Raw genomic sequence first — 20214 nt, 5'->3', positions numbered from 1 at the left:
CCTCCATCGGTGGTGGGAGGCAAGCGGGGAGTCGATGTGACCGGTCACATCGCGGCTTGCGAGAGCAGTGTTACCGGTCACATGGACTTATGAAAAGAGGGCGTTACGGTTTTGTTACAGAGGCCGTCGACTCGCGCACGACCAGGCGGGGAGCGTCCAGCGGCGGCGCCTCGCCGGTCAGCGCGGCGACGCAGGCCCGGCCCAGGGCCACGAAATCCATCCGCACAGTGGTCAGCGCCGGCGTCCAGTAGGCCGCCCCCGGCACATCGTCGAAGCCGACGATGCTCACGTCGCCCGGCACGTCCCGGCCCGCCTCGTAGAGGGCCCGGCGCACGGCGAGGGCGGTGTCGTCGTTGCCGCACAGGATCGCGGTCACCGTCGGGTCGGCCGCCAGCCGCCGGCCGGCCTCGTGCGCCGAGCGGGCGTCCCAGCCGGCGGAGACCACCTCGGGCACCGCGGCGCCGGCCTCGAGCAGGGCGTCCCGCCAGCCGCTCTGCCGGGCGCTGGCGGGCGCCTCGGACGGGATCGCGACGTGGTGCACGGTCACGTGGCCGAGGCCGAGCAGGTGCCGGGTCGCGTCGGCGGCCGCCTCCCGCTCGTCCAGGAAGATCATCGGCCGCTCCACCCCGGCCAGGCCGCCCGCCTCGGTCGCCGCCACCACCGGCACCCCGCCGGGCAGGGCGCGCAGCACGCCGGCGCCGGCCGGGTCGAACGCCACCACCACGACCCGGCCCGTGCTCGGGTCGCTGAGGTACTCGACGGTCGCGCGTACCTCCTCGGTGGACTCCGACTCGACCACCCGGACGCCGACGGTCAGCCCCTGGACACGGGCCGCCTCCTCGACGCCCTGCAACACGCTGGCGTAGCCGTACAGCATCGTGTTCGAGGTGACCACGGTGATCCCGTTGGCCCGGCCCAGCCCGAGCGCCCGCGCCGCGCGGTTCGGCCGGTACTGCAGCCGCTCCATCGCCTCCATCACCAGCTGCCGGGTGGCCGGGCGCACCTTGGGCGAGTTGTTCAGCACCCGCGACACAGTCTGGTGCGACACGCCGGCAACCGCAGCGACGTCCCGGATCTGCGGCGTGCGCCGCCCCTCGGCAGCGGATTCGGCGTCTCCCACGCCACCAGTCTGACCTACGGCCGATGTGGTGCGCATACCCGCCGCCCCCGGCCAGCGGCCAGCGGTCTGCCTGCCCGCCAGCCGTCTGCCTGCCCGCCAGCCGTCTGCCTACCGCCTGCAGCGTGCCGGCTGCCCACCGCTTGGCCGTCGCCAGCTGCCTGCCCGTCGCCAGCTGCCTGCCCGTCGCCAGCTGCCTGCCCGTCGCCTGGCCACCTGCCGCGTGCCGGTTGCTAGCCGCCTGCCCGCCATGTGTCGGTTGCCCACGTGCTGCCGGTCGTCAGCCGCCTGCTTGTCGCCAGCTGCCTGCCCGCGCCTGGCCCCGTGCCGCGTGCCGGTCGTCAGCCGCCTGCTCGCCTGCTGCCGCCTGCTCGCCTGCTGCCGCCTGCTCGCCTGCTGCCGCCTGCCCGCCTGCTGCCGCCTGCTCGCCTGCTGCCGCCTGCCCGCCTGCTGCCGCCTGCCCGCCAGCTGCCGGTTGTCAGCCCCCGCCAGCTGCCGGCCAGCTGCTGGTTGTCAGCCGCATGCCCGTTGCCAGCCGGTTGGCCATCGTCTGCTGGTTGCCTACCTGCTTGCCGGTTGGCAACCGTCAGCTGGCTGTCTCCTGTCGCACGCCGAGGCTGGGCGGGTCACCGTGCCGAGCCGGTGATCGGCCGCGCTACCGTGGTGCCGTGACCGGGACGGCCGCGAGCACGGGTGCGCGCGTGACGCGCTGGCTGTTGCTGGCGTGCACGATTCTTGGCCTGACCGCCATGCACACCCTCGGGCACGCCGGCACGGCCACGCCCGAGCGGCACGCCGCCGTGGCGCCCATGTCGCTGGGGGCGCCTGTGTTGCTGGGGGCGCCTGTGTTGCTGGGGGCGCCTGTGTTGCTGGGGGCCGCCGCTTCGGGGGTTCCGTCGCTGACCGCGGCGGAGGAGTGCGCCGGCGATCACTGTCCGGCCGGGCACGGCATGGCCGACGGGTGGAGTGTGTGCCTGGCGATCCTGACCGGGCTGGCGGTTGCCGTGCTGCTGGCCATGGTGCTGGTTGCGCCGACCGGCGGCCCTGCCGTGCAACGTGTTGCGGGCCTGCTGGTGTCGCGTGCCCCGCCCGGGCGGCTGCCCGCTTCGATCCTTACGGCGACAACGGTTCTGCGCATATAGCCCCGTCGAGGAGCTCGCGTACACCCGTTGTCTTTTTCTTTCCGAAAGGTCGAACCCGTAATGATGCTTCACCCTGCCCTGCGCCGTGCCGGACTGCTCGCCGGCGCCGTCCTGCTGCTGTCCGCCTGCGGCGGCAACAACCAAGGCGACAACAGTCAGCCCGCCGGCACCGGCATGGGCCACGGCGGCACCATGATGCCAACCGCCACCGCCACCGCCACCGCCACCGCCAGCGCCAGCGGCGCCTTCAACGACGCCGACGTCGCCTTCGCCCAGCAGATGATCCCGCACCACCAGCAGGCCGTGCGGATGGCGGCCATGGCCAAGACCGGTGCCCGCAACGCCCAGGTCAAGGAGCTCGCCGCCAAGATCGAGCAAGCTCAGCAGCCGGAGATCGACACCATGAGCCGGTGGCTGACCGCCTGGGGGCAGCCCGCCTCCGGCACGCATTCGGCCATGCCGGGCATGGGGATGACGATGCCCGGCATGATGAGCGACGCCGACCTGTCCAAGCTCGGCGCGGCCCACGGCGCGGCGTTCGACAAGATGTTCCTCACCATGATGATCAGCCACCACGAAGGGGCGATCGCCATGGCCCAGCGGGAGGTGGCCGCCGGCGCCGACCCGCAGGCCAAGGCACTCGCCCAGAAGATCATCACCGCTCAGCAGGCCGAGATCACCACGATGAAGGGCCTGCTCGGCCAGGTGTGAGCCCCGGGGTGCGCGCCGGCCGCCCGGGCCGGCGCGCACCGCGTCTCAGCCCAGCGCCGGCCGTACGAAGAACGAGTCGTCCGGGCCGTCGTACTGGTCGAGCCACATCTGATCGCCGATGTGCCGCAGGGCGTAGCCCGGATAGTTGACCGACTCCAGTGCCACCGACCCGGCGACGGAACCGGGCCGGGCGCAGAACGTCGCGTCCTGGCGGAACAGCACCGTCCCCTCGTCCGGGCTCAGCCGCAGCCGGTACGACGAGTGCCGCAGGTAACGCCCGTCCGGCCCGCGCAACGAGAAGCACGACGCGTCGGCCAGCCCGGCGACCACGGTCAGGCTCGCCCGTTCCCGGGCCGCCGCGTCGCTCGACCGGCCCGCCGCGGCGAGCACCCCCGAGTCACCGTCCACGGCGATGTACCGCCCGGCGGCCGACGCCGACTCCAGCGACACCGGGCCGGCCCGCAGCACCCCGTCCGACGAGGCCGGCGGCGACCCCGACCAGCTGGTCAGCCGGGCCGGCGCCGGCCATCCCGTGGTGGCCGGTACCGCGATGCCCACCGCCAGGGCGCCCGCCGTGACCGCCGCCGCCACCGGATGCGCCGCCAGCCAGGCGAGCACACCCGACGCCTTGGTCGCCGGCCCCGGCAGCAGTGCCGCGCCGGCCAGCAGCCGGTCGGTGGGCACCAGGGCGCCGGTCACCCGCGCGCAGGCCGGGCAGGACGAGACGTGCCGGCCGAGCCGCTTGCGCCAGTACGCGTTCGGCGCGCCGTCCCAGTCAGCCGCGACCTCGCCGAGCGCGTCGCAGCCCGGCATCGCCTCCAGCGCGGCCACGATCTGCCGGCCGGTCTCCACCCGCGCGCGCATCCGTTGAATCCGTACGCCGGTGTGCGCGACGCTGGTCCCCAGCGCGGCGGCGACCTCGGCCCGGGTGAGCTCGCCGGCCGTCTCCAGCCACCACAGTGAGAAGGCGGCCCGCTCGTCCGCGGCGAGCCACCGGACCGCGTGGCCCACCTGCCGGCGCTGCGCAGACAACTGCATCCGCAGCAGCGCCGGCCCCTCCACCTCGGCGCCGGCGTCCGGCCGCCCGTAGGCCTCGTCCAGCGGCGTGAGCCGGGCCGCGTCCTCCGCCCGGGACAGGTGGCTGCCGATCTGCCGGACCGCGATCGCGGCCAGCCACGGCCGGAGGCCGCCCGGCGTAAGCAGGGCCGGCAGCTGGCGCAGGGCGCGCACCATCACGTCCTGCGCCACGTCGTCGACCGCCGGGTCGGCGCCCAGCGCCTGCCGGACGAGCCGGTAGACCATCGGCAGGTGCCGGCGGGCCAGCTCGTTCATCGCCCGCTGGCCGCCGGCCCGCGCGGCGATGACCAGCGCCTCGTCGGAGACGGAGGACGGGACCGAGGAGGGGACGGCGGAGGGGTTCATGGCGGTGGCGCGGCTACGACTTGTACGCCGCCGCGGTGATGTTGGCCTGGACGGCGTTCTCGGTGGCGTCGCTCGGGTAGCCCGAGGTCATCACGCCCTCGTAGAAGGTGCCGGCCGAGCCGTTGCTGTTGTCGCCGCCGATGCCCAGGATGATGGCGCCTTCCTTGTGCATCGGGTTGTAGCCGGAGACGTTCGGCCGCGTACCGCTGTAGAAGGTGGACAGGCCGCCGGACTGCGCGTTGCCGCCGCGGATCGCCCACTGGTTCGGCTGGCCCTTGATGATCGCGGTGACGAACCGGTTGCCGATCGAGGGGTCGTTCGCGTTGTATCCGGCATTGACTCCGGAGTAGAGGCCGTTCTCCAGGTCCGCCATGATCCATGGGCCGTTCCCGGTGCCGTACCCCCAGACCTTGATGTTGCCGAAGTAGATCGCCTCCATGTGCCCGTTGCCGGTGTCCGTGCTGCTGGTCTCGGCGTTGCCGTAGTCGAAGCAGCAGCCGCCGTTGTAGTGGGTGCCGTCGAAGATGGCGTACATGCCCTCGGCGGCGTCGCCGGTGGCGATCCCGCTGGTGTGGTTGTTGCGGTAGCCGGTGCCGGCGGCGACATAGACGCCGTACGCCTTCTGCCCGCCGACGGTGATCGGGGCGGCGGTGGCGTTCGCGAGGTTGTCGTAGCCGCCCGCGGCCGGCCCGTTGAAGCCGCCGGGCGGGGCCTGGGTGAGGTTGTTGTGCCGGCTGGTCTGGTCGTAGATGATCGTGATGACGCAGGACGTGCCGGAGCAGAAGGAGTCCTGGGCGGCCGCGTTGGCCACGCCGCCGGTGGTCAGCACGCCGATGTCCTTGGTGGTGTTGTCCGAGGAGCGGCGCACCTGGTAGAGCGCCCCGTTGTAGGAGCCGAAGAGCGCCCGCGTCGTGCTGTGCGCGGCCACGCAGGGCGTGCCGCCCGAGGCGTAGAGGTCGCACGGGCCGGTGGTGCTCGGCGGTGGCGTGGTCGGCGAGGTGGTGGGTGGAGTCGTCGGGGTGGTCGTGGGCGGGGAGGTGACGGTCCCGCCGGTGCAGGTCACGCCGTTGAGCGCGAACGACGACGGCACCGGGTTGCTGCCCGTCCACGAGCCGTTGAAGCCGAACTGGGCGGTGCCGCCGGTGGCGACGCTCCCGTTCCAGGCGGCGTTGGTGACCGTCACCTGCGCGCCGGACTGGGTGTAGGACCCGTTCCACAGCTGGGTGACCGTCTGCCCGGCGCCGAAGGCCCAGGTGAGCTTCCAGGAGGTGACCGGGTCGCCGAGATTCGTGACGGATACGGCGGCGCCGAAGCCGCCCGGCCACTGGCTGCTGACCGTGTAGGTGACCGAGCAGCCGGTGGTGGCCGCCGAGGCCAGGTGGGTGCCGGCCACCGTCGCGACGGCGGCGGCCAGGGCAGTGGTGGCGGCCGCGAGCGCGCGCCGCCGGGAACGTGGACTGGACATGAGGACCTCGCACGGGAACCGGGGGTGGGAGACGGCGAGCCCTGGGAGCGCTCCCATTTAGACCCGTCAATGTTGGCAGACCACCGGCCGGTCAACAAGACCTACGAGAGACCGCCGGGGCCGTCTAGCATCGGAGCGTGTCCCGGCGGGTCGCCCTGGCGTTGGGGTCCGGTGGCGCGCGAGGGTTCGCGCACATCGGCGTCATCGAGGTGCTCGGCGAGCGCGGCCTGGAGATCGTGGCGGTGGCCGGCTCGTCGATGGGCGCCCCAAGGCCTGTCCTGCCGATCACGCGGGGCTGCGGCGTGGCCCAGGCGGCGTCTGACGGCGGCCGCGAAACGGCCACATCCAACACCGGGATGCGACCGCTTCGCGGCCGACGCCAGCCACCACCTGGACCTCGCCTCGCTCCCACGTGATCGGCAGGACAGGCCTTGGCCGGCGGGGTGCTGGCGGCCGGTCGGCTGAAGGAGTTCACCGCGTGGGTGGTCGGGCTCAAGCAGCGCGACGTGCTGCGGCTGTTCGACCCCAAGTGGTCGTCGCCCGGCATGATCACGGCCGACCGGCTGATCGATCACCTCGACGGCTTCCTCGGCGACACGCTGATCGAGGAGCTGCCGATCCCGTACACGGCGGTGGCCACCGACATCACCGCCCGCCGCGAGGTGTGGTTCCAGAGGGGCTCGCTGCGCTCGGCGATCCGGGCGTCGATCGCCATCCCCGGCCTGATCACCCCGGTGCTCGCCGACGGCCGGGTGCTGGCCGACGGCGGCCTGCTCAACCCGGTGCCGATCGAGCCCACCGCCTCGGCCCCGGCGGACCTGACCGTGGCCGTCTCGCTGCTGGCCCGCCGTCCCGACCACGAGACCGCCGCCCCGATCCGGGCCGCCGCCGACGGCCGGCGCCCCGGCAGCCTGCGCCTCGCCGACGTCATCACCAGCTCGCTGGACGCGATGCAGGACATGATCGCCCGCTACCGGATGGCCGGCCTGCCGCCGGACGTGCACATCGCGGTCCCGGTGAGCGCGGGCCGGGTGCTGGACTTCCACCGCGCCGCCGAGATGATCGCGCTCGGCCGTGACCTGGCCACCAGGGCCCTCGACGAGGCGGGTCTATAGTCTTCAGGTGTGATCAACGGTGGGCACGTGATCCTGTACAGCCGCGACGCGGCGGCCGACCGGGCGTTCTTCCGCGACGTGCTGGAGTATCCGCATGTCGACGCCGGCGGCGACTGGCTCATCTTCAAGACCCCGCCCGGGGAACTGGCCGTGCACCCGAGCGACGGCCCGGCGCAGGAGTTCTACCTGATGTGTGACGACCTCGACGCCACCATGGCCGAGCTGGGCGGGCGCGGGGTCGAGTTCGCGGGGCCGGTGAGCGAGGAGCGCTGGGGCCGGCGCACCGGCATCCGGCTGCCCGGCGGGGGAGAGCTGGGCCTGTACGAGCCGCACCACCCGATCGCCCACTCCCTGCCGGCCTGAGGCCGTCCGCGCGGTGCTCATCCGACGGCGTCGATTCGGGTCGGCGGCGGTCGTCATCGTGCTCACCGTCGCCGGTCTGGGCCTGGTCCGGCAGCCGTCGGTCAGTTCGGCCGCCCTGCCTGTCCCAAGCACCGCCCCGATCAGCCCGTCGGCAGAGGCCAGCCCGTCGGCAGAGGCCAGCCCGTCGGCAGAGGCCAGCCCGTCGGCAGAGGCCAGCCCGTCGGAGGAGGGCAGCCCCGCGGCCGAGGCGAGCCCGTCGGTTCAAGCGGGCCTGTCGATCCGGGCGAGCCCGCAAATAATGGCCAGCCCCTCCCCGAGCGCGATGGAGTCGCTCGCCGGGCCGCCCGGGCCGGCCGACCTGGATGTCATGACCTTCAATCTGCGGTACGCCTCGGACACCCCGCCCAACTCTTGGGCGCAGCGCCGCCCGGTGATGCGCACCCTGCTCACCACCGAGCGGCCGGACCTGATCGGCACCCAGGAGGGGCTGCCCGGCCAGCTCCGGGACATCGACAGCGACCTGGGTCCGGCGTACGGCCGGATCGGTCTTGGTCGTCTGGGTGGCGACCAGGGCGAGCACGTGGCGATCTTCTTCGACCGCGCCCGGCTGACCCCGCAGCAGTCCGGCAATTTCTGGCTCTCCGAGACGCCGTCGGTGCCGGCCTCGGTCAGCTGGGGCACCAGCGTGACCCGCATGGTCACCTGGGTCCTCTTCGTCGATCGGCGGACCGGGCGGCGCTTCTACGCGGTCAACACCCACCTGGACAACCACAGCGAGAACGCCCGCCGGCACGGCGCGGCGCTGATCGCCCAGCGGCTCGCCGCGTTCGGCCGGCTGCCGATCGTCCTGACCGGCGACTACAACTCGCCGGCGCTCCCCAGCAGCCAGGTCTATCACCTGCTGGTCGGCAAGACCGGCCTGAGCGACGACTGGCTCACCGCGCCGCGGCGCGGCCTGGCGTACGCGTCGATCCACAACTTCCAGGCGCTGGTGCCCGACGGCGAGCGGGACGACTGGATCCTCACCACGCCCGGCGTCACCGCGCTCGCCGCGCTGATGAACACCTATCGCTCCGATTCGCAGTACCCGAGCGACCACCTGCCGGTCGAGGTGCGCCTCCGCCTGCCCTGACCCGCCACCGTCTCACGGGCGGGAGAGGGGGAACGGGCGGGACAAGAGCCCGACCGTCCACTGGTGAGCGTCCGATCGCGCAGGAACTGCCAAGAACATTGACAGATCTCGATGGTGCCTGACAACGTTGTCAAACTCCCCCTGTTCCGATGAAGGGACGGCACCCCATGATCCGTGCGCTCGCCGCGGTGACCCTCCTGGTCGCCGCGGCCTTGACCGTCGCGAAACCGGCGTTCGCCGCCGACGCGGACCTCACCCAGTACGTCAACCCGTTCGTCGGCACCGACGACAGCAACTCCCCGAACCCCGTCGGCGGGGGCGCCGGCGGCAGCACCTACCCCGGCGCCACCGTGCCGTTCGGCATGGTGCAGTTCAGCCCCGACACCCCCAACGCCTCACCCTCCGGCTACCGCGACTCCGACCGCACCGTCGAGTCGTTCAGCCTCACCCACTTCAACGGCGCCGGCTGCCCGAACAACGAGGACATCCCGCTGCTGCCGGTCACCGGCGCGCTCGGTTCCTCGCCCGGTTCGGCCTGGACGAGCTATGCCAGCGCGTACACGAAAAGCAATGAAAGCGCCGCACCGGGTTACTACAAGAACACGCTCGACAAGTACGGGGTGACCGCCGAACTCAGCGCGACGACCCGCACAGGCGCCCTCCGCCTGACCTACCCGGCCACGACCACGGCCCGGCTGCTGATCAACGACAGCCGCTCGGCCACCGGCGACCGGGCCGGCACCGCGACGGTCAGCGGAAACCGGGTCTACGGCTCGCACACCGCGGGCGGCTTCTGCGGCGGCCGCACCTTCACCATGTACTACTCGATCCAGTTCGACCGCACCCCGACCGGCTACGGCACGTTCAGCGGTTCGACGATCACGGCCGGTTCGGCGTCCGCGAGCGGGACCCAGACCGGCGCGTACGTCACCTTCGACACCTCGTCGAACGCGACGGTCAACGCCACGATCGGCATCTCGTTCGTCAGTGCCGCCAACGCGCAGGCCAACGCCGCCGCCGAGGCGGCCTCCTTCGACACCGTACGGGCGAACGCGAACTCCGCCTGGAACACCGCCCTCAACCGGGTGCAGGTCACCGGCGGCGCCACCGCCGACCTGCGGAAGTTCTACAGCGCGCTCTACCACGTGCTGATGAACCCGAACATCGCCAGCGACACCAACGGGCAGTACCTCGGCTTCGACGGCGCGGTGCACACCTCCTCCTCGCCGATCTACCAGAACTACTCCGGCTGGGACATCTACCGCTCCTGGACCCCGCTGGTCTCGCTGATCGCGCCGGACGTGATGACCGACATCGTCAAGTCGATGGTGCTCGACGGCCAGCAGGGCGGCCTGCTGCCCAAGTGGTCGCAGCAGAGCGTCGAGGACTTCGTGATGCCCGGCGACCCGGGGCCGATCATCGTGGACGAGGCGTACCAGTTCGGCGTCCGCGGCTTCGACACCGCGGCGGCGCTGGCGCTGATGAAGAAGAGCGCGACCGGCGGCGCCACGCAGGGCTCTGTGCTGCGCGGCAACGAGGCCACCTACGAGGCCAACCACTTCATCGCCGGCAACCCGTCGGAGACCCTGGAGTACGCGAACAGCGACTTCGCGATCAGCCGGTTCGCCCAGGCGCTCGGCGACACCTCGGCCTACCAGACGTACGCGACCCACTCGCAGTACTGGCGCAGCCTGTTCAACGGGGAGTCGGCGTACATCCACAGCCGCAACGCCGACGGCAGCTTCCCGTGGCCGCTCAACCCGGCGACCGAGTCGCCGTACACCGAGGGCAACGCCGCCCAGTACACCTGGATGGTGCCGTTCAACCTGAGCGCGCTGATCACGCTGATGGGCGGCGCCGGCACCGCGACCCAGCGGCTCGACCACCACTTCACCCAGCTCAACGGCGGCCTGTCGCTGCCGTACTTCTACGTCGGCAACGAGCCCGAGCACGGCGTGCCGTGGACCTACAACTTCGCCGGCAAGCCGTCCGGCGCCAGCGACGCCGTCCGCCGGGTGATGGCCGAGTCGTTCACCGCCGGCGCGGGCGGCCTGCCCGGCAACGACGACCTCGGCGCGACCTCGGCGTGGTACGTCTGGGCGGCGCTGGGCCTCTACCCGGTCACCCCGGGCGCCGACACCCTCGCCGTGCAGGGCGGCCTCTTCCCGAGCGTGCTGATCCAGCGGCCCACCGGGAACCTGACGATCAGCGGCGGCAGTTCCTCGAACCCCTACGTCCAGTCGCTGTCGGTCAACGGCACGCCGACCTCGCACAACTACCTGAGGTACGCGGACATCGCCGGGGGCGGGACCATCGCGTACACCATGGGATCTTCGCCCTCGTCCTGGGGAACCGGCGGCGGTGACGTCCCGCCGAGCTTCGGCGACGGCGCCACCCAGCCGGCCGCCGAGCCCGACCTCGGCCCGGACCTGGCTCTCGGGAAGACGATCACCAGTGGCGCGGGCACCTGCGCGAGCAGCGAGTCTGCGGCCATGGCCGTCGATGGAAAGATCAAGGACAACAGCAAATGGTGTACGGGTGGGACCCCGCGCACCCTGACCGTCGACCTCGGCTCGGCGCAGACCGTCTCGTCGTTCGTCGTCAAGCACGCCGGCCTGGGCGGCGAGAACACCGGCTGGAACACCGGCGCGTTCACCATCTCCACCAGCACCGACAACGCGACCTGGTCGACCGCGGTGACGGCGACCGGCATGCGCAACAGCCGGACCTACTCGCCGATCCCGGCCCGCACCGCCCGCTACGTCCGGTTCGAGGCCACCACCCCGGCCAACAACGGCGACACCGCGGCGCGGATCTACGAGCTCGAGGTGTACGGGTCGTCCTCGGCCGCCACCGACCTCGCGCTGCGCACCACGGCCACCGCCGACTCGTCGTGCGGCGCCACCGAGGGCCCGGACCGGGCGGTCAACGGCAGCTGGCTGGGCGGCTGGTCGGACAAGTGGTGCTCGCAGGGCTCGTCGAAGTGGCTCCAGTCCGACCTGGGCGCCACCAGGCACGTCGGCTCGGTGCTCATCCGGCACGCCGGCGCCGGCGGCGAGTACCCGCAGTGGGACACCCGCGACTTCGACCTGCTGACCTCCACCGACGGCAGCACGTGGACGACCCGGGCGCAGATCCGCGGCAACACCGCGGACACCACCACGACCACGATCAACGCCGACGCCCGCTACGTCCGCCTGAACGTCGTCACCCCGGCGTCCGACGGCAACACCGCGGCCCGCATCTACGAGCTGGCGGTAAGCGGCTGACCCCGGCCGGGGGCGGGGCTCGGTCCCGCCCCCACGGCCTTTCGTTTCGGAGGCACGATGGTGGGGTGCTGATCGAGCTCATTCTGCTGGCGCTCAGCGGGCGCGGGCGCCCCCTGCCGCGGGTCCGTATCCGGTACGACGGGCTGCTGCTGCGTCCCCTGTTCGGACGCTCGTCGTTCGTGCCCTGGACGAAGATCAAGGGGGTGCGGACCGCGCCGGCCGATCAATGGTCGGGCCCGAACGCATCCCGCGGGGAAACCGGCTACTACATGGTCCAGGTGAAGCTGGCCGGGGAGTGGCGGCGACTGGGCGACATCCGCGGCGTGCAGCACACCGTCCTGCCACCGGCCGTCCGGGAGGAACTGCTCGGTCCGCGGGGAGCCCTGCCGGCCAGCGAGGTCGCCCTGCTCAGCGGGTATGAATTCATCCGCTACCTGTGGGAGAACGCCGGCGGCAAACCCGGCGAGGAGGACGACAACTGGCCGCCGCTACGAGGGACGTCGAGGTGACCGGGCCGCGGGCGTACACGGTGAAGGGTCTTGACGAAACCACCTGGCCGGCCTTCGCCGCGCTGGTGGAGCGCAACAACGGCATCTTCGGCGGCTGCTGGTGCATGGGGTTCCACGGCGGGCTCTCCCGCACCGACGCCGCGGCGAACCGGGCCGCCAAACGGGAGCGCGTGCGGGCGGGGCGGGCGCACGCGGCGCTCGTCTTCGCCGGTGAGGATTGCCTGGGCTGGTGCCAGTTCGGGACGCCGGGCGAACTACCGCAGATCAAAAACCTCGCGCAGTACGAGAGGAGCCGCACCGCCGGCCTGCGCGACTGGCGGATCGCCTGCTGCTACGCGGGCAAGGGGCATCGGCGGCAGGGGGTGGTCACCGCGGGGCTGGCCGGCGCGCTCGAGCTGATCGCCGGGCTCGGCGGGGGCACGGTCGAGGGCTACCCGGAAGCCGCGGACGCGGTGGCGGCCGGATTCCTCTACCACGGGGCGCTCTCGACGTACGAGAAACTGGGTTTTGTTCGTGATCGCCGGATCGGCAAGCATCGCTGGGTGGTGACCCGGGTGGTCGAGCCGCGCCGGAGCTGAGGTCACTCGTCCGGGGAACTCCGTAGCCCGGGTGGGGCTCGTTATGGTCCGGTCGTGAGTGTCTTGTCCCGCCGAGCCGCGCACGATCTGCGTACGCCGCTGAACGCCATCATCGGTTTCACCGGGACGCTGCTGATGCGGCTGCCCGGGCCACTCAACGACGAGCAGGAACACCAACTCGAGCTGGTACGGGAGAGCGCCGAGGAGCTGCTGTCCCGGATCAACGCGCTGTCCGACCCGGACGCCGAGGCCGCGCCGTGACCGGGTGGACGGACACCTGGTGGCAGCTGACCGCCCTGGCCAACGCGGTGATCCTGGCCGCCTACCTGGCGATCTCCTTCGCCATCGGCCGCGGGCTGTGGCGCTCCCGGCAGTGGCGGAACAACCCGCTCGGGCTGGCCACCGCGGCGATCTTCTTCAGCTGCGCGGTGCACCACGGCTCGCACACCGTCCATCTGCTGCTGCCCTACTTCGGCAAGGACGTGCACGGCGGCCTGGCGATGCGGATGGCCTTCGGGATGGACTTCCAGGCCGCGACCTGGGACACCGTGACCGCGGTGCTGGCCGTCTGGTACTGGACGCTGCGCGGCCGGTTCCCGGCGCTGGTCCGGGGCGCGGCGCTCTTCGAGGACCTGCGGCTGCGGCAGGCGGCCGAGGCGGACCTGCGGGCCAGCGAGGAACGCTTCCGGGAGATCGTGGAGACCACCAGCGAGGGCGTGGTCGTCCTCGACGGCGACGGCCGGATCGGCTACACCAACGACCGGTTCGCGGTGCTGGTCGGCCGGTCCCCGGACGACCTGCCCGGCACGCCGGTGCTGGACCTGGTCACCGAGACCGACCGGCCGGTGGCCGAGCAGGCGCTGGCCGCGGTGGGGGAGAGCGAGGCGCCCCACGTGGAGGTCGGCCTGCAGACCCCGGGCGCGCGGGCGGTGTGGGCGCGGATCGCGCTGAGCGCCCGGGTCGACGACGCCGGGCGGCCGGTCGGGGCGCTCGCCATGGTCGCCGACGTGACCGAGCGCAAGAGCATCGAGGCGCAGCTGCAGCAGGCGCAGAAGCTCGAGGCGGTCGGCCAGCTGGCCGGCGGGCTGGCGCACGACTTCAACAACCTGCTGACCGTCATCGACGGGTACGCCGCGCTGCTGATCGCCGAGGCCGGCCCCAGCGCCCAGGGCGACCTCGCGATGATCCGGGACGCGGCGGCGCGGGCGAGCGCGCTGACCCGGCAGCTGCTGACCTTCTCCCGCGCCCAGACCGCCCGGCCGCAGGTGGTCGACGTCGCCGACCTGGTCGCCGGGGTCGAGGTGCTGCTGCGCCGGCTGATCCGCGAGGACGTCGACCTGCTGGTCACGCCGGCCGCCGCGCCGACCCCGGTGCGGGTCGACCCCGGCCAGCTCGAACAGGTGCTGGTGAACCTGGCGATCAACGCGCGGGACGCGATGCCGGCCGGCGGAGTCCTCACCATCGGCACCGAGCGGGTCACTTCCTCCACCGGGGACGAGGTGTTGATCACGGTCACCGACACCGGCTGCGGGATGACCGGCGAGGTGGCCGCCCGCGTCTTCGAGCCCTTCTTCACCACCAAGGACCAGGGCCAGGGTACGGGTCTGGGGCTGTCCACCGTGTACGGGATCGTGACCCGGGCCGGCGGCCGGATCCGGGTCGACTCCCGGCCCGGCGAGGGCGCCACGTTCGAGGTGCGCCTCCCGGTCGCGGCGGCGCCGGCCACCGCGGTCGCCGAGCCGGCCGGGCCGCAGCGGCTCACCGCCGGCAGCGGCACGATCCTGCTGGTCGAGGACGATCCCGCGGTACGCCGGCTGGCCGAGCGGATCCTGGCCACGGCCGGCTACCACGTGCTGGCCGGCGTGGACGGCGAGCACGCCCTCGCGGTGGCCCGGGCGCATCCGGTGATCGACCTGCTGGTCACCGACGTCATCATGCCGGGGATGAACGGGCAGCAACTGGCCGACCGGCTCACCGCGCTGCGGCCGGGGCTACCGGTGATCTTCACCTCGGCGTACACCCGCGGTGTGCTGACCGAGACCGTCGACGACCGGACCGTGGCGTTCCTCGACAAACCGTTCACCGCGGCGGCGCTCACCGAGAAGATCCGGTCGGTGCTGGACCGCCGGGCCGACCGCACGGCGTCGCGCGTATGACGTCGGGCAGCGTGCTTTACATCGAGGACAACGCGATCAACACGACGCTCGTGGAACGCATCCTGCGGGCCCGGCCCGGGGTGACGTTCGGCTCCGCCCCGGACGGGCGTACCGGCCTGGACCGGGCCGCCCGGCACCGGCCCGACCTCGTGCTGCTCGACCTGGACCTGCCGGACATGGGCGGCGAGCAGGTCCTGGCCGCGCTGCGGGCCTCGGCCGCCACCCGCGACATCCCGGTGATCGTCGTGAGCGGCGACACCGACCCGGCCCTGCACCGCCGGGTGCTGGCGGGCGGGGCCGGGTACGTCCTGGTCAAGCCGTACGAGATCGCCGATCTGCTGGGCGCCGTGGACGGCTCGCTGGCCGGCGACCGACGGTGAGCGCCGGTCCCGGCCGTCAACCCTCGTCCTCCGGGCGGGCCGGGAGCGGCCGGGCTCGGCCATCTCCAGCAGCGTGGTGACGATCTCGGCGCCGTGGAGCCGCCGGTACGGGCCGGGGTAGGCGCGCAGCAGCCGCCGGTAGTGCCGCTCGAGCCGCGGGTCGCCGGCCGGGCAGTCGGCGGCGGTCATGCGACGCCGCCGAACGGGGAGAGGCGCAACTGGGCCCGGGCCGCGTCGGTGTGCCGCTGCATTCGCTCGATCTCGGCGCTCAGCGCCCGCGTGCCGTCCTCGGTGAGCTTGTAGTACCGGCGCAGCCGGCCCTCGACCGCCTCCTCGTGGTCCAGCTCGATGAGGCCCCGCTCGGCGAGGCGGTCGAGCGCGCCGTAGAGGGTGCCCGGCCGCAGCCGCACCTCGCCGGCGGAGAGCTCACCGACCGCTTGCACGATGCCGTAACCGTGCCGTGGTTGCGCCGCCAGCGCGGCGAGGATGAGAAAGGTTGGCTCCTGCACGCCGAGGGATCTACGTCAGGCGACATATATCGGCAACCGTTCTATTGAGCCGCCCAGCTGAGCCATTCCGGGTCGTGGTCCCAGCCGTTGCGCTCGTAGAACGGCACCGCCCGCGGGCTGGAGTGCACCGTCACGTGTTCCAGCCCCAGGTGGCGGGCCTCGTCCAGCACGGCCGCCATCAGCCGGGCGCCGACCCCGCGGTCGCGCAGCTCGGGGAGGACGAAGACGGACTGCACGTCGCCGCCGCGCCGGGCGTACCTGGTGGCGGTGGGCACCCGGTCGACGACCGCCAGCCAGGCCATCCCGACGACCTCGCCGCCGGCCTCCGCCACGAACGCCCGGTGCCCGGGGTGGGCGCGCATCCAGTCGCCGAGCGTCGCGACGAACTCGTTCAGGTTGTCGCCCTGGTAGCCGTGGTCCTGGGTGGCCCGCCGCCAGCGCAGCCCGGCCAGGGCGGGCGCGTCCACGTCCGAAGCCCGGCGCACCGTCACATCCATGTCGGTCATCCGCCGATCATCCCGCGTGCGGTTCCTCCGCGCGTTTGTGCCGCCTCGGTACCGTGTGCGTGTGCGGTTCACCAATCTGCTGGTCAACGTCGCGGAACGGTATTGGCTCGGCCTCGAGGAGGAGTCCGGGCGGCACTATGTCGCCATCCCGGTGACCAGCGGGGCGGTCGACTACAACGAGTACTACGCGATCGACCGGGCGACCTTCGACCGTTTCCTGCTCGACCCGGCCGCCGCCCTCGACTTCGTGGTGCGGTGCCGCGCCCGCGAGGCCGACGACCTTCTGATGATCCCGCCCGGCTGGAACCGGGGCGTCGCGAGCTGAGCCCGGCGAAGCCTCCCGGGGCTTGATCGAGGGGCTAAGGTTGGGCGCGCAGCTTGAGGAGAGGACCACAGTGCCGAAGCAGCTCCGTGACAAACGCCGCAAATCGCCGATGTGGGCGAGGATCTCGCTCGCCTTCGGCGCCGTCCTGATGGTCATCAGCGGCGGCACGCTGGCGTTCGTCACCGTCGCGGAGAACAAGGTCAACGCGGCGATCCCGGACCACCAGCTGGCGGGAGCGGCCGGTGTGGTGAAGCACGCCGACATCAAGGGTGCGAAGAACATCCTGCTGGCGAGCCTGGACACCCGGCCCAGCTGGACGGCGACGCACGAGGCGAGCCACACCGACTCGATCATCATCCTGCACGTCTCGGCGGATCATCAGCTGGCGTACATGCTGTCCATCCCGCGCGACACCCTGGTCGACATCCCGGCGTACAACAACGGGAAGTACAACAACCGCGAGCACCACGACAAGATCAATGCCGCGTTCGCCTTCGGCAGCATGGGCCTCGACGGCGACGACGCCATCACCCAGGGCATGACGCTGCTGACCAAGACGATCCAGAAGCAGTTCGACATCACCCCGGACGCCGAGGCGGTCGTCAACTACTCCGGCTTCACCGACATCATGAAGATCCTCGGCAAGGTCTGCATGTACGTCGACGAGAACGTGACCTCGATCCACGTCGGCCACACCGCGGACGGCAAGCAGGCCACGCCGTACGTGACCGACAACGCCGGCATCATCAAGCACAAGGTCGCGGGCGTGACCCCGAACAAGTACAAGATCGGTAACCACTGCTTCACCCCGACCGAGGCGCTCGACTACGCCCGGCAGCGCGACCTGCTCTCCAAGAACGACGGCGACTACGGCCGCCAGCGGCACCAGCAGCAGCTGCTCAAGGCCATCATGAAGACCGCCGTGAGCCAGGGTCTCGACTCGCCGACCAAGCTGCCCGGCATTCTCACCGCGGTCGGCAAGGCGATGACGGTGTTCCTGCAGGGCATCTCGCTGGAGGACTGGGCCTTCGGGCTGAAGGGCATCAACCCCGACAACATCATCACGCTGAAGACCAACAACGGTCAGTTCGTCAACGCGAAGGCGCCGCCCGGGGTGGGGTCGGCCCAGGGCCTCAACGCGGACAGCATCGAGATGTTCCGCGACGCCAAGAACGACACCATGGCCCAGTTCGTGGCCGCCCACCCGACCTGGATCGCCGACAAGTAACCAGGGCCGGCCCGGTCAGGTCAGCGGCAGGAGGGCGTGGCAGGCCTCGACGTTGTGGAGTTCGATGTCCTCCCGGCGTCGCGGCTGCCACGCCGCCCGGGTCAGCCGCCACCGGTTGAGCTGGGCCGGTTCGCCGCGCCGGGTGCCCCAGTCGTAACCGTTGGGCTGATAGCCGAGGCGGCGGGAGACCGCGTTGGAGCCCTGGTTGTCCACGAAGGCGTCGCTGCCCGCCTCCTTCGCCCCGAGGCCGTCGAACGCCAGGTGCAGGATCGCCTCGCGCATCTCCCGCCCGAGCCCGCGGCCGCGTTCGTCGGCCGACAGCCAGGAGAAGGTCGTGACCGTGCCGAGGGCGGCGAAGTGCACGCCGATCAGCGACTGCTCCCCGACCGGGCGGCCATCGACGACGACCACGAAGTTGAGCCGCCAGAGATCCGGCTCGACGGTGCCACGCCGCCGCCAGATCGCCCGGAGCCACTTGGCGACCCGCAGGTCGGGGTCGGTCTCGTAGAAGCTCATCGGGTCGTCGTACGGCGGCGGGTCGGCTTCGGTCCGGCCGGCGCGGACCAGCTCCGCGAGCTGATCAAGCAGCTGGTCGGTGGCGGCGCGCAACTCCAGCCTCGGCGTGGTGACGCGCACGTCGAGGAGCGGGTAGCTCAGCATGGTCAGTGACTCTGCTCCCCGGAGCGGCGAGGGCGCACCCGGTTTTGCGCCCGGCCGCCCTATCCGCCGGCGAACAGGACGGCGAGGCACACGTCGTCGTCGGGGGCCGCGCCCTCGAGCATGTCCCCGGTGATGGCCTCGGCCAGCAGGTGGGCGGACGGCTCGCCGTCCAGCCGGCTGAACGCCTCGGCGGCGACCCGCAGCAGGTGCCGGCCGTCGACCGACGACGGGTCGTGATGCCGGTCGGTCAGCCCGTCGGTGTACGCGCAGAATGCGGCCCCCGCCGGAAGCCGCAGGTCCCGCGACGGGAACGCGGCGTCCCGCACCACGCCCAGCACCGGGCCGGACGTCCGGACCAGGGTCGCCTCGATCCCCTCGCCGTCCGGCACGATCACCACGGGTGGCGGGTGCCCGCCGTTGGCCACCCGCAGGTGCCCGGTCGCCGGGTCGAACAAAGCCACCACCGCGCTGACGAACGTGTCGTCCCGGCTGGTGTCGGCCAGGAAGCGGTTGAGCCGGGCGAGCACCTCGACCGGATCGGGGTCGTCGTGGGCGTACGCCTGCGACGCGGCCAGCGCCCGGCTCATGACCGCGGCCGGGTGCTGATCGTGGCCGGCGACCTTGCCGACCGACAGCAGCAGCCGGCCGCCGGGCACCGCTTGCACGTCGTACCAGGCGGCGCCGACGTCCAGCCGCTCCGGGGCCGCCAGATACATCGCGGCGAGGCCGGCCCCGGCGATGTCGGGCAGCGTGGCGGGCAGCAGGGCCCGGTGGAAACCGTCGATCGTGCGGCGGATCGCGTGCCAGTCGCCCTGGATGCGCAGGGTCGAGCGCAGCTCCGCGCGGATCCGGGTGACGTCCTGGGCCACGCCCCACAGGCGCGCCGCCTCGGACCGCCCGGCCGGCGCCGGCCGGCACGACACGATCACCTCGTGGACCGAGCCGTCCCCGTCCACCACCCGTAGCTCCACGACGTGCGGCATGCCGTTGCCGCGGGTGTCCCGGGCCATCGCCGCGAGGGTGTCGACGTCCTCCGGATGCAGCCGCCGGGACAACTCCCGTACGGTCATCCGGGTCGACCGCAACCGGAGCAGGTCCCGCAGCTCGGGCGACATCACGATGGCGCCGGCGGCCGGGTCGAACTCCCAGGTGCCGGCCCGGACCAGCCGCTGGGTCTCGGCCAGTTGCCCGTCCGCGAGCACCGAGAACTGCCCCGGGAACAGCAGCGAGTCGATCGTCGCCAGCACCGCCGACGGCTGCGCCGGCTTGAGGATCACGTCGTGCACGCCGCAGGCGTCGGCGAGCGAGCGCATCTGCTGCGGGTCGTAGTGCGCGGTGTTGAACACGATCGGGATGTGCCGGGTCGCCGGTTCGCCGCGCAACGCGCGGGCCAGCTCGTAACCGTCCAGGCCGGGCATCAGCACGTCGGTGATGACCACGTCCGGCGGGCGCCGCGCGGCCATCGCCAGGGCCTGGTCGCCGTCGGACGCCTGCTCCACCTGGTGCCCCCGGTAGGTCAGCAGCGTCCGCAGGAGCTCCCGGCTCGGAGCGTCGTCGTCGACAACAAGCAGGGTCGCCATCGCACGGATGCTAGATGCCACCGGCCCCGCACTTCGCACACCTTGTG

Annotated in this window: 21 protein-coding genes; 14 read left to right on the top strand and 7 right to left on the bottom strand. The window is 72.3% G+C overall.

Annotated elements, in window-relative coordinates; genetic code table 11:
* Positions 1-103 precede the first annotated feature (103 nt).
* A complete protein-coding gene (locus IH26_RS0141430) occupies positions 104-1120 on the bottom strand; it encodes a LacI family DNA-binding transcriptional regulator (RefSeq protein WP_030441770.1) in 1017 nt (338 codons plus the stop codon).
* A gap of 665 nt (positions 1121-1785) precedes the next feature.
* Between IH26_RS0141430 and IH26_RS56585 the strand changes: the two genes are divergently transcribed.
* Both IH26_RS56585 and IH26_RS0141420 read left to right on the top strand, forming a co-directional pair.
* On the top strand, positions 1786-2259 hold the full coding sequence (locus IH26_RS56585; protein WP_030441769.1) for a hypothetical protein: 474 nt from the start codon (positions 1786-1788) through the stop codon (positions 2257-2259).
* Positions 2260-2319: 60 nt separating this feature from the next.
* A complete protein-coding gene (locus IH26_RS0141420; RefSeq protein ID WP_051809430.1) occupies positions 2320-2970 on the top strand; it encodes a DUF305 domain-containing protein in 651 nt (216 codons plus the stop codon).
* Between the two features lie 45 nt (positions 2971-3015).
* Here the strand turns inward: IH26_RS0141420 and IH26_RS0141415 are convergent, their stop codons facing one another.
* Together IH26_RS0141415 and IH26_RS0141410 are read right to left on the bottom strand one after the other, a co-directional pair.
* On the bottom strand, positions 3016-4392 hold the full coding sequence (locus tag IH26_RS0141415; protein WP_030441767.1) for a sigma-70 family RNA polymerase sigma factor: 1377 nt from the start codon (positions 4390-4392) through the stop codon (positions 3016-3018).
* 13 nt (positions 4393-4405) lie between these two features.
* Positions 4406-5857, bottom strand: coding sequence for an arabinofuranosidase catalytic domain-containing protein (locus IH26_RS0141410; protein ID WP_030441766.1), 1452 nt, complete (start codon positions 5855-5857; stop codon positions 4406-4408).
* A 137-nt stretch (positions 5858-5994) separates the two neighbouring features.
* Between IH26_RS0141410 and IH26_RS64320 the strand changes: the two genes are divergently transcribed.
* The 10 genes from IH26_RS64320 to IH26_RS0141365 all read left to right on the top strand — a co-directional run bounded on the left by IH26_RS64320 (position 5995) and on the right by IH26_RS0141365 (position 15359).
* Positions 5995-6273: a patatin-like phospholipase family protein gene (locus IH26_RS64320; protein ID WP_342668349.1), complete on the top strand. Its 279-nt coding sequence runs from the start codon at positions 5995-5997 to the stop codon at positions 6271-6273.
* A 15-nt stretch (positions 6274-6288) separates the two neighbouring features.
* The gene (locus tag IH26_RS54625; protein WP_063763819.1) at positions 6289-6972 is read left to right on the top strand and encodes a patatin-like phospholipase family protein; all 684 of its coding nucleotides are present in this window, start codon (positions 6289-6291) and stop codon (positions 6970-6972) included.
* A 9-nt stretch (positions 6973-6981) separates the two neighbouring features.
* Positions 6982-7335: a VOC family protein gene (locus IH26_RS0141400; RefSeq protein WP_030441765.1), complete on the top strand. Its 354-nt coding sequence runs from the start codon at positions 6982-6984 to the stop codon at positions 7333-7335.
* A 13-nt stretch (positions 7336-7348) separates the two neighbouring features.
* Positions 7349-8467, top strand: coding sequence for an endonuclease/exonuclease/phosphatase family protein (locus IH26_RS0141395; RefSeq protein ID WP_245665912.1), 1119 nt, complete (start codon positions 7349-7351; stop codon positions 8465-8467).
* A gap of 167 nt (positions 8468-8634) precedes the next feature.
* Positions 8635-11736 (top strand): GH92 family glycosyl hydrolase, encoded by a 3102-nt coding sequence (locus IH26_RS0141390; RefSeq protein ID WP_030441763.1) that lies wholly within the window; start codon positions 8635-8637, stop codon positions 11734-11736.
* A gap of 65 nt (positions 11737-11801) precedes the next feature.
* Positions 11802-12245: a PH domain-containing protein gene (locus IH26_RS0141385; protein ID WP_030441762.1), complete on the top strand. Its 444-nt coding sequence runs from the start codon at positions 11802-11804 to the stop codon at positions 12243-12245.
* The gene (locus IH26_RS0141380; RefSeq protein ID WP_030441761.1) at positions 12242-12823 is read left to right on the top strand and encodes a hypothetical protein; all 582 of its coding nucleotides are present in this window, start codon (positions 12242-12244) and stop codon (positions 12821-12823) included. Before IH26_RS0141385 ends, IH26_RS0141380 begins: the two co-directional genes overlap by 4 nt.
* 54 nt (positions 12824-12877) lie before the next feature.
* Entirely contained in the window at positions 12878-13084 is a 207-nt protein-coding gene (locus IH26_RS0141375; RefSeq protein ID WP_084599538.1) for a histidine kinase dimerization/phospho-acceptor domain-containing protein, read from the top strand.
* Positions 13081-14979 carry a hybrid sensor histidine kinase/response regulator gene (locus IH26_RS0141370; RefSeq protein ID WP_051809428.1) on the top strand — a complete coding sequence of 633 codons (1899 nt, stop codon included), beginning with the start codon at positions 13081-13083 and terminating at the stop codon, positions 14977-14979. The genes IH26_RS0141375 and IH26_RS0141370 overlap by 4 nt, the downstream gene beginning before the upstream one ends.
* The gene (locus IH26_RS0141365; RefSeq protein WP_030441758.1) at positions 14976-15359 is read left to right on the top strand and encodes a response regulator; all 384 of its coding nucleotides are present in this window, start codon (positions 14976-14978) and stop codon (positions 15357-15359) included. Before IH26_RS0141370 ends, IH26_RS0141365 begins: the two co-directional genes overlap by 4 nt.
* 185 nt (positions 15360-15544) lie before the next feature.
* On the opposite strand, the gene IH26_RS0141360 is transcribed toward IH26_RS0141365, so the two are convergent.
* Entirely contained in the window at positions 15545-15868 is a 324-nt protein-coding gene (locus tag IH26_RS0141360) for a PadR family transcriptional regulator (RefSeq protein ID WP_030441757.1), read from the bottom strand.
* A gap of 41 nt (positions 15869-15909) precedes the next feature.
* Entirely contained in the window at positions 15910-16374 is a 465-nt protein-coding gene (locus IH26_RS0141355; protein ID WP_030441756.1) for a GNAT family N-acetyltransferase, read from the bottom strand.
* 61 nt (positions 16375-16435) lie between these two features.
* Between IH26_RS0141355 and IH26_RS0141350 the strand changes: the two genes are divergently transcribed.
* Positions 16436-16699 carry a hypothetical protein gene (locus IH26_RS0141350; RefSeq protein WP_030441755.1) on the top strand — a complete coding sequence of 88 codons (264 nt, stop codon included), beginning with the start codon at positions 16436-16438 and terminating at the stop codon, positions 16697-16699.
* Positions 16700-16769: 70 nt separating this feature from the next.
* On the top strand, positions 16770-17927 hold the full coding sequence (locus tag IH26_RS0141345) for an LCP family protein (protein WP_030441754.1): 1158 nt from the start codon (positions 16770-16772) through the stop codon (positions 17925-17927).
* Between the two features lie 15 nt (positions 17928-17942).
* Here IH26_RS0141345 and IH26_RS0141340 read toward each other — a convergent pair whose 3' ends face one another.
* Together IH26_RS0141340 and IH26_RS0141335 are read right to left on the bottom strand one after the other, a co-directional pair.
* A complete protein-coding gene (locus IH26_RS0141340) occupies positions 17943-18587 on the bottom strand; it encodes a GNAT family N-acetyltransferase (RefSeq protein WP_030441753.1) in 645 nt (214 codons plus the stop codon).
* Between the two features lie 59 nt (positions 18588-18646).
* Positions 18647-20167 carry a SpoIIE family protein phosphatase gene (locus tag IH26_RS0141335; RefSeq protein ID WP_030441752.1) on the bottom strand — a complete coding sequence of 507 codons (1521 nt, stop codon included), beginning with the start codon at positions 20165-20167 and terminating at the stop codon, positions 18647-18649.
* Positions 20168-20214: the final 47 nt, after the last annotated feature.

The sequence above is a fragment of the Actinoplanes subtropicus genome (genome assembly GCF_000721705.1).
Lineage (GTDB): Bacteria > Actinomycetota > Actinomycetes > Mycobacteriales > Micromonosporaceae > Actinoplanes > Actinoplanes subtropicus.
This window is presented reverse-complemented; position numbering and strand designations above follow the sequence as displayed.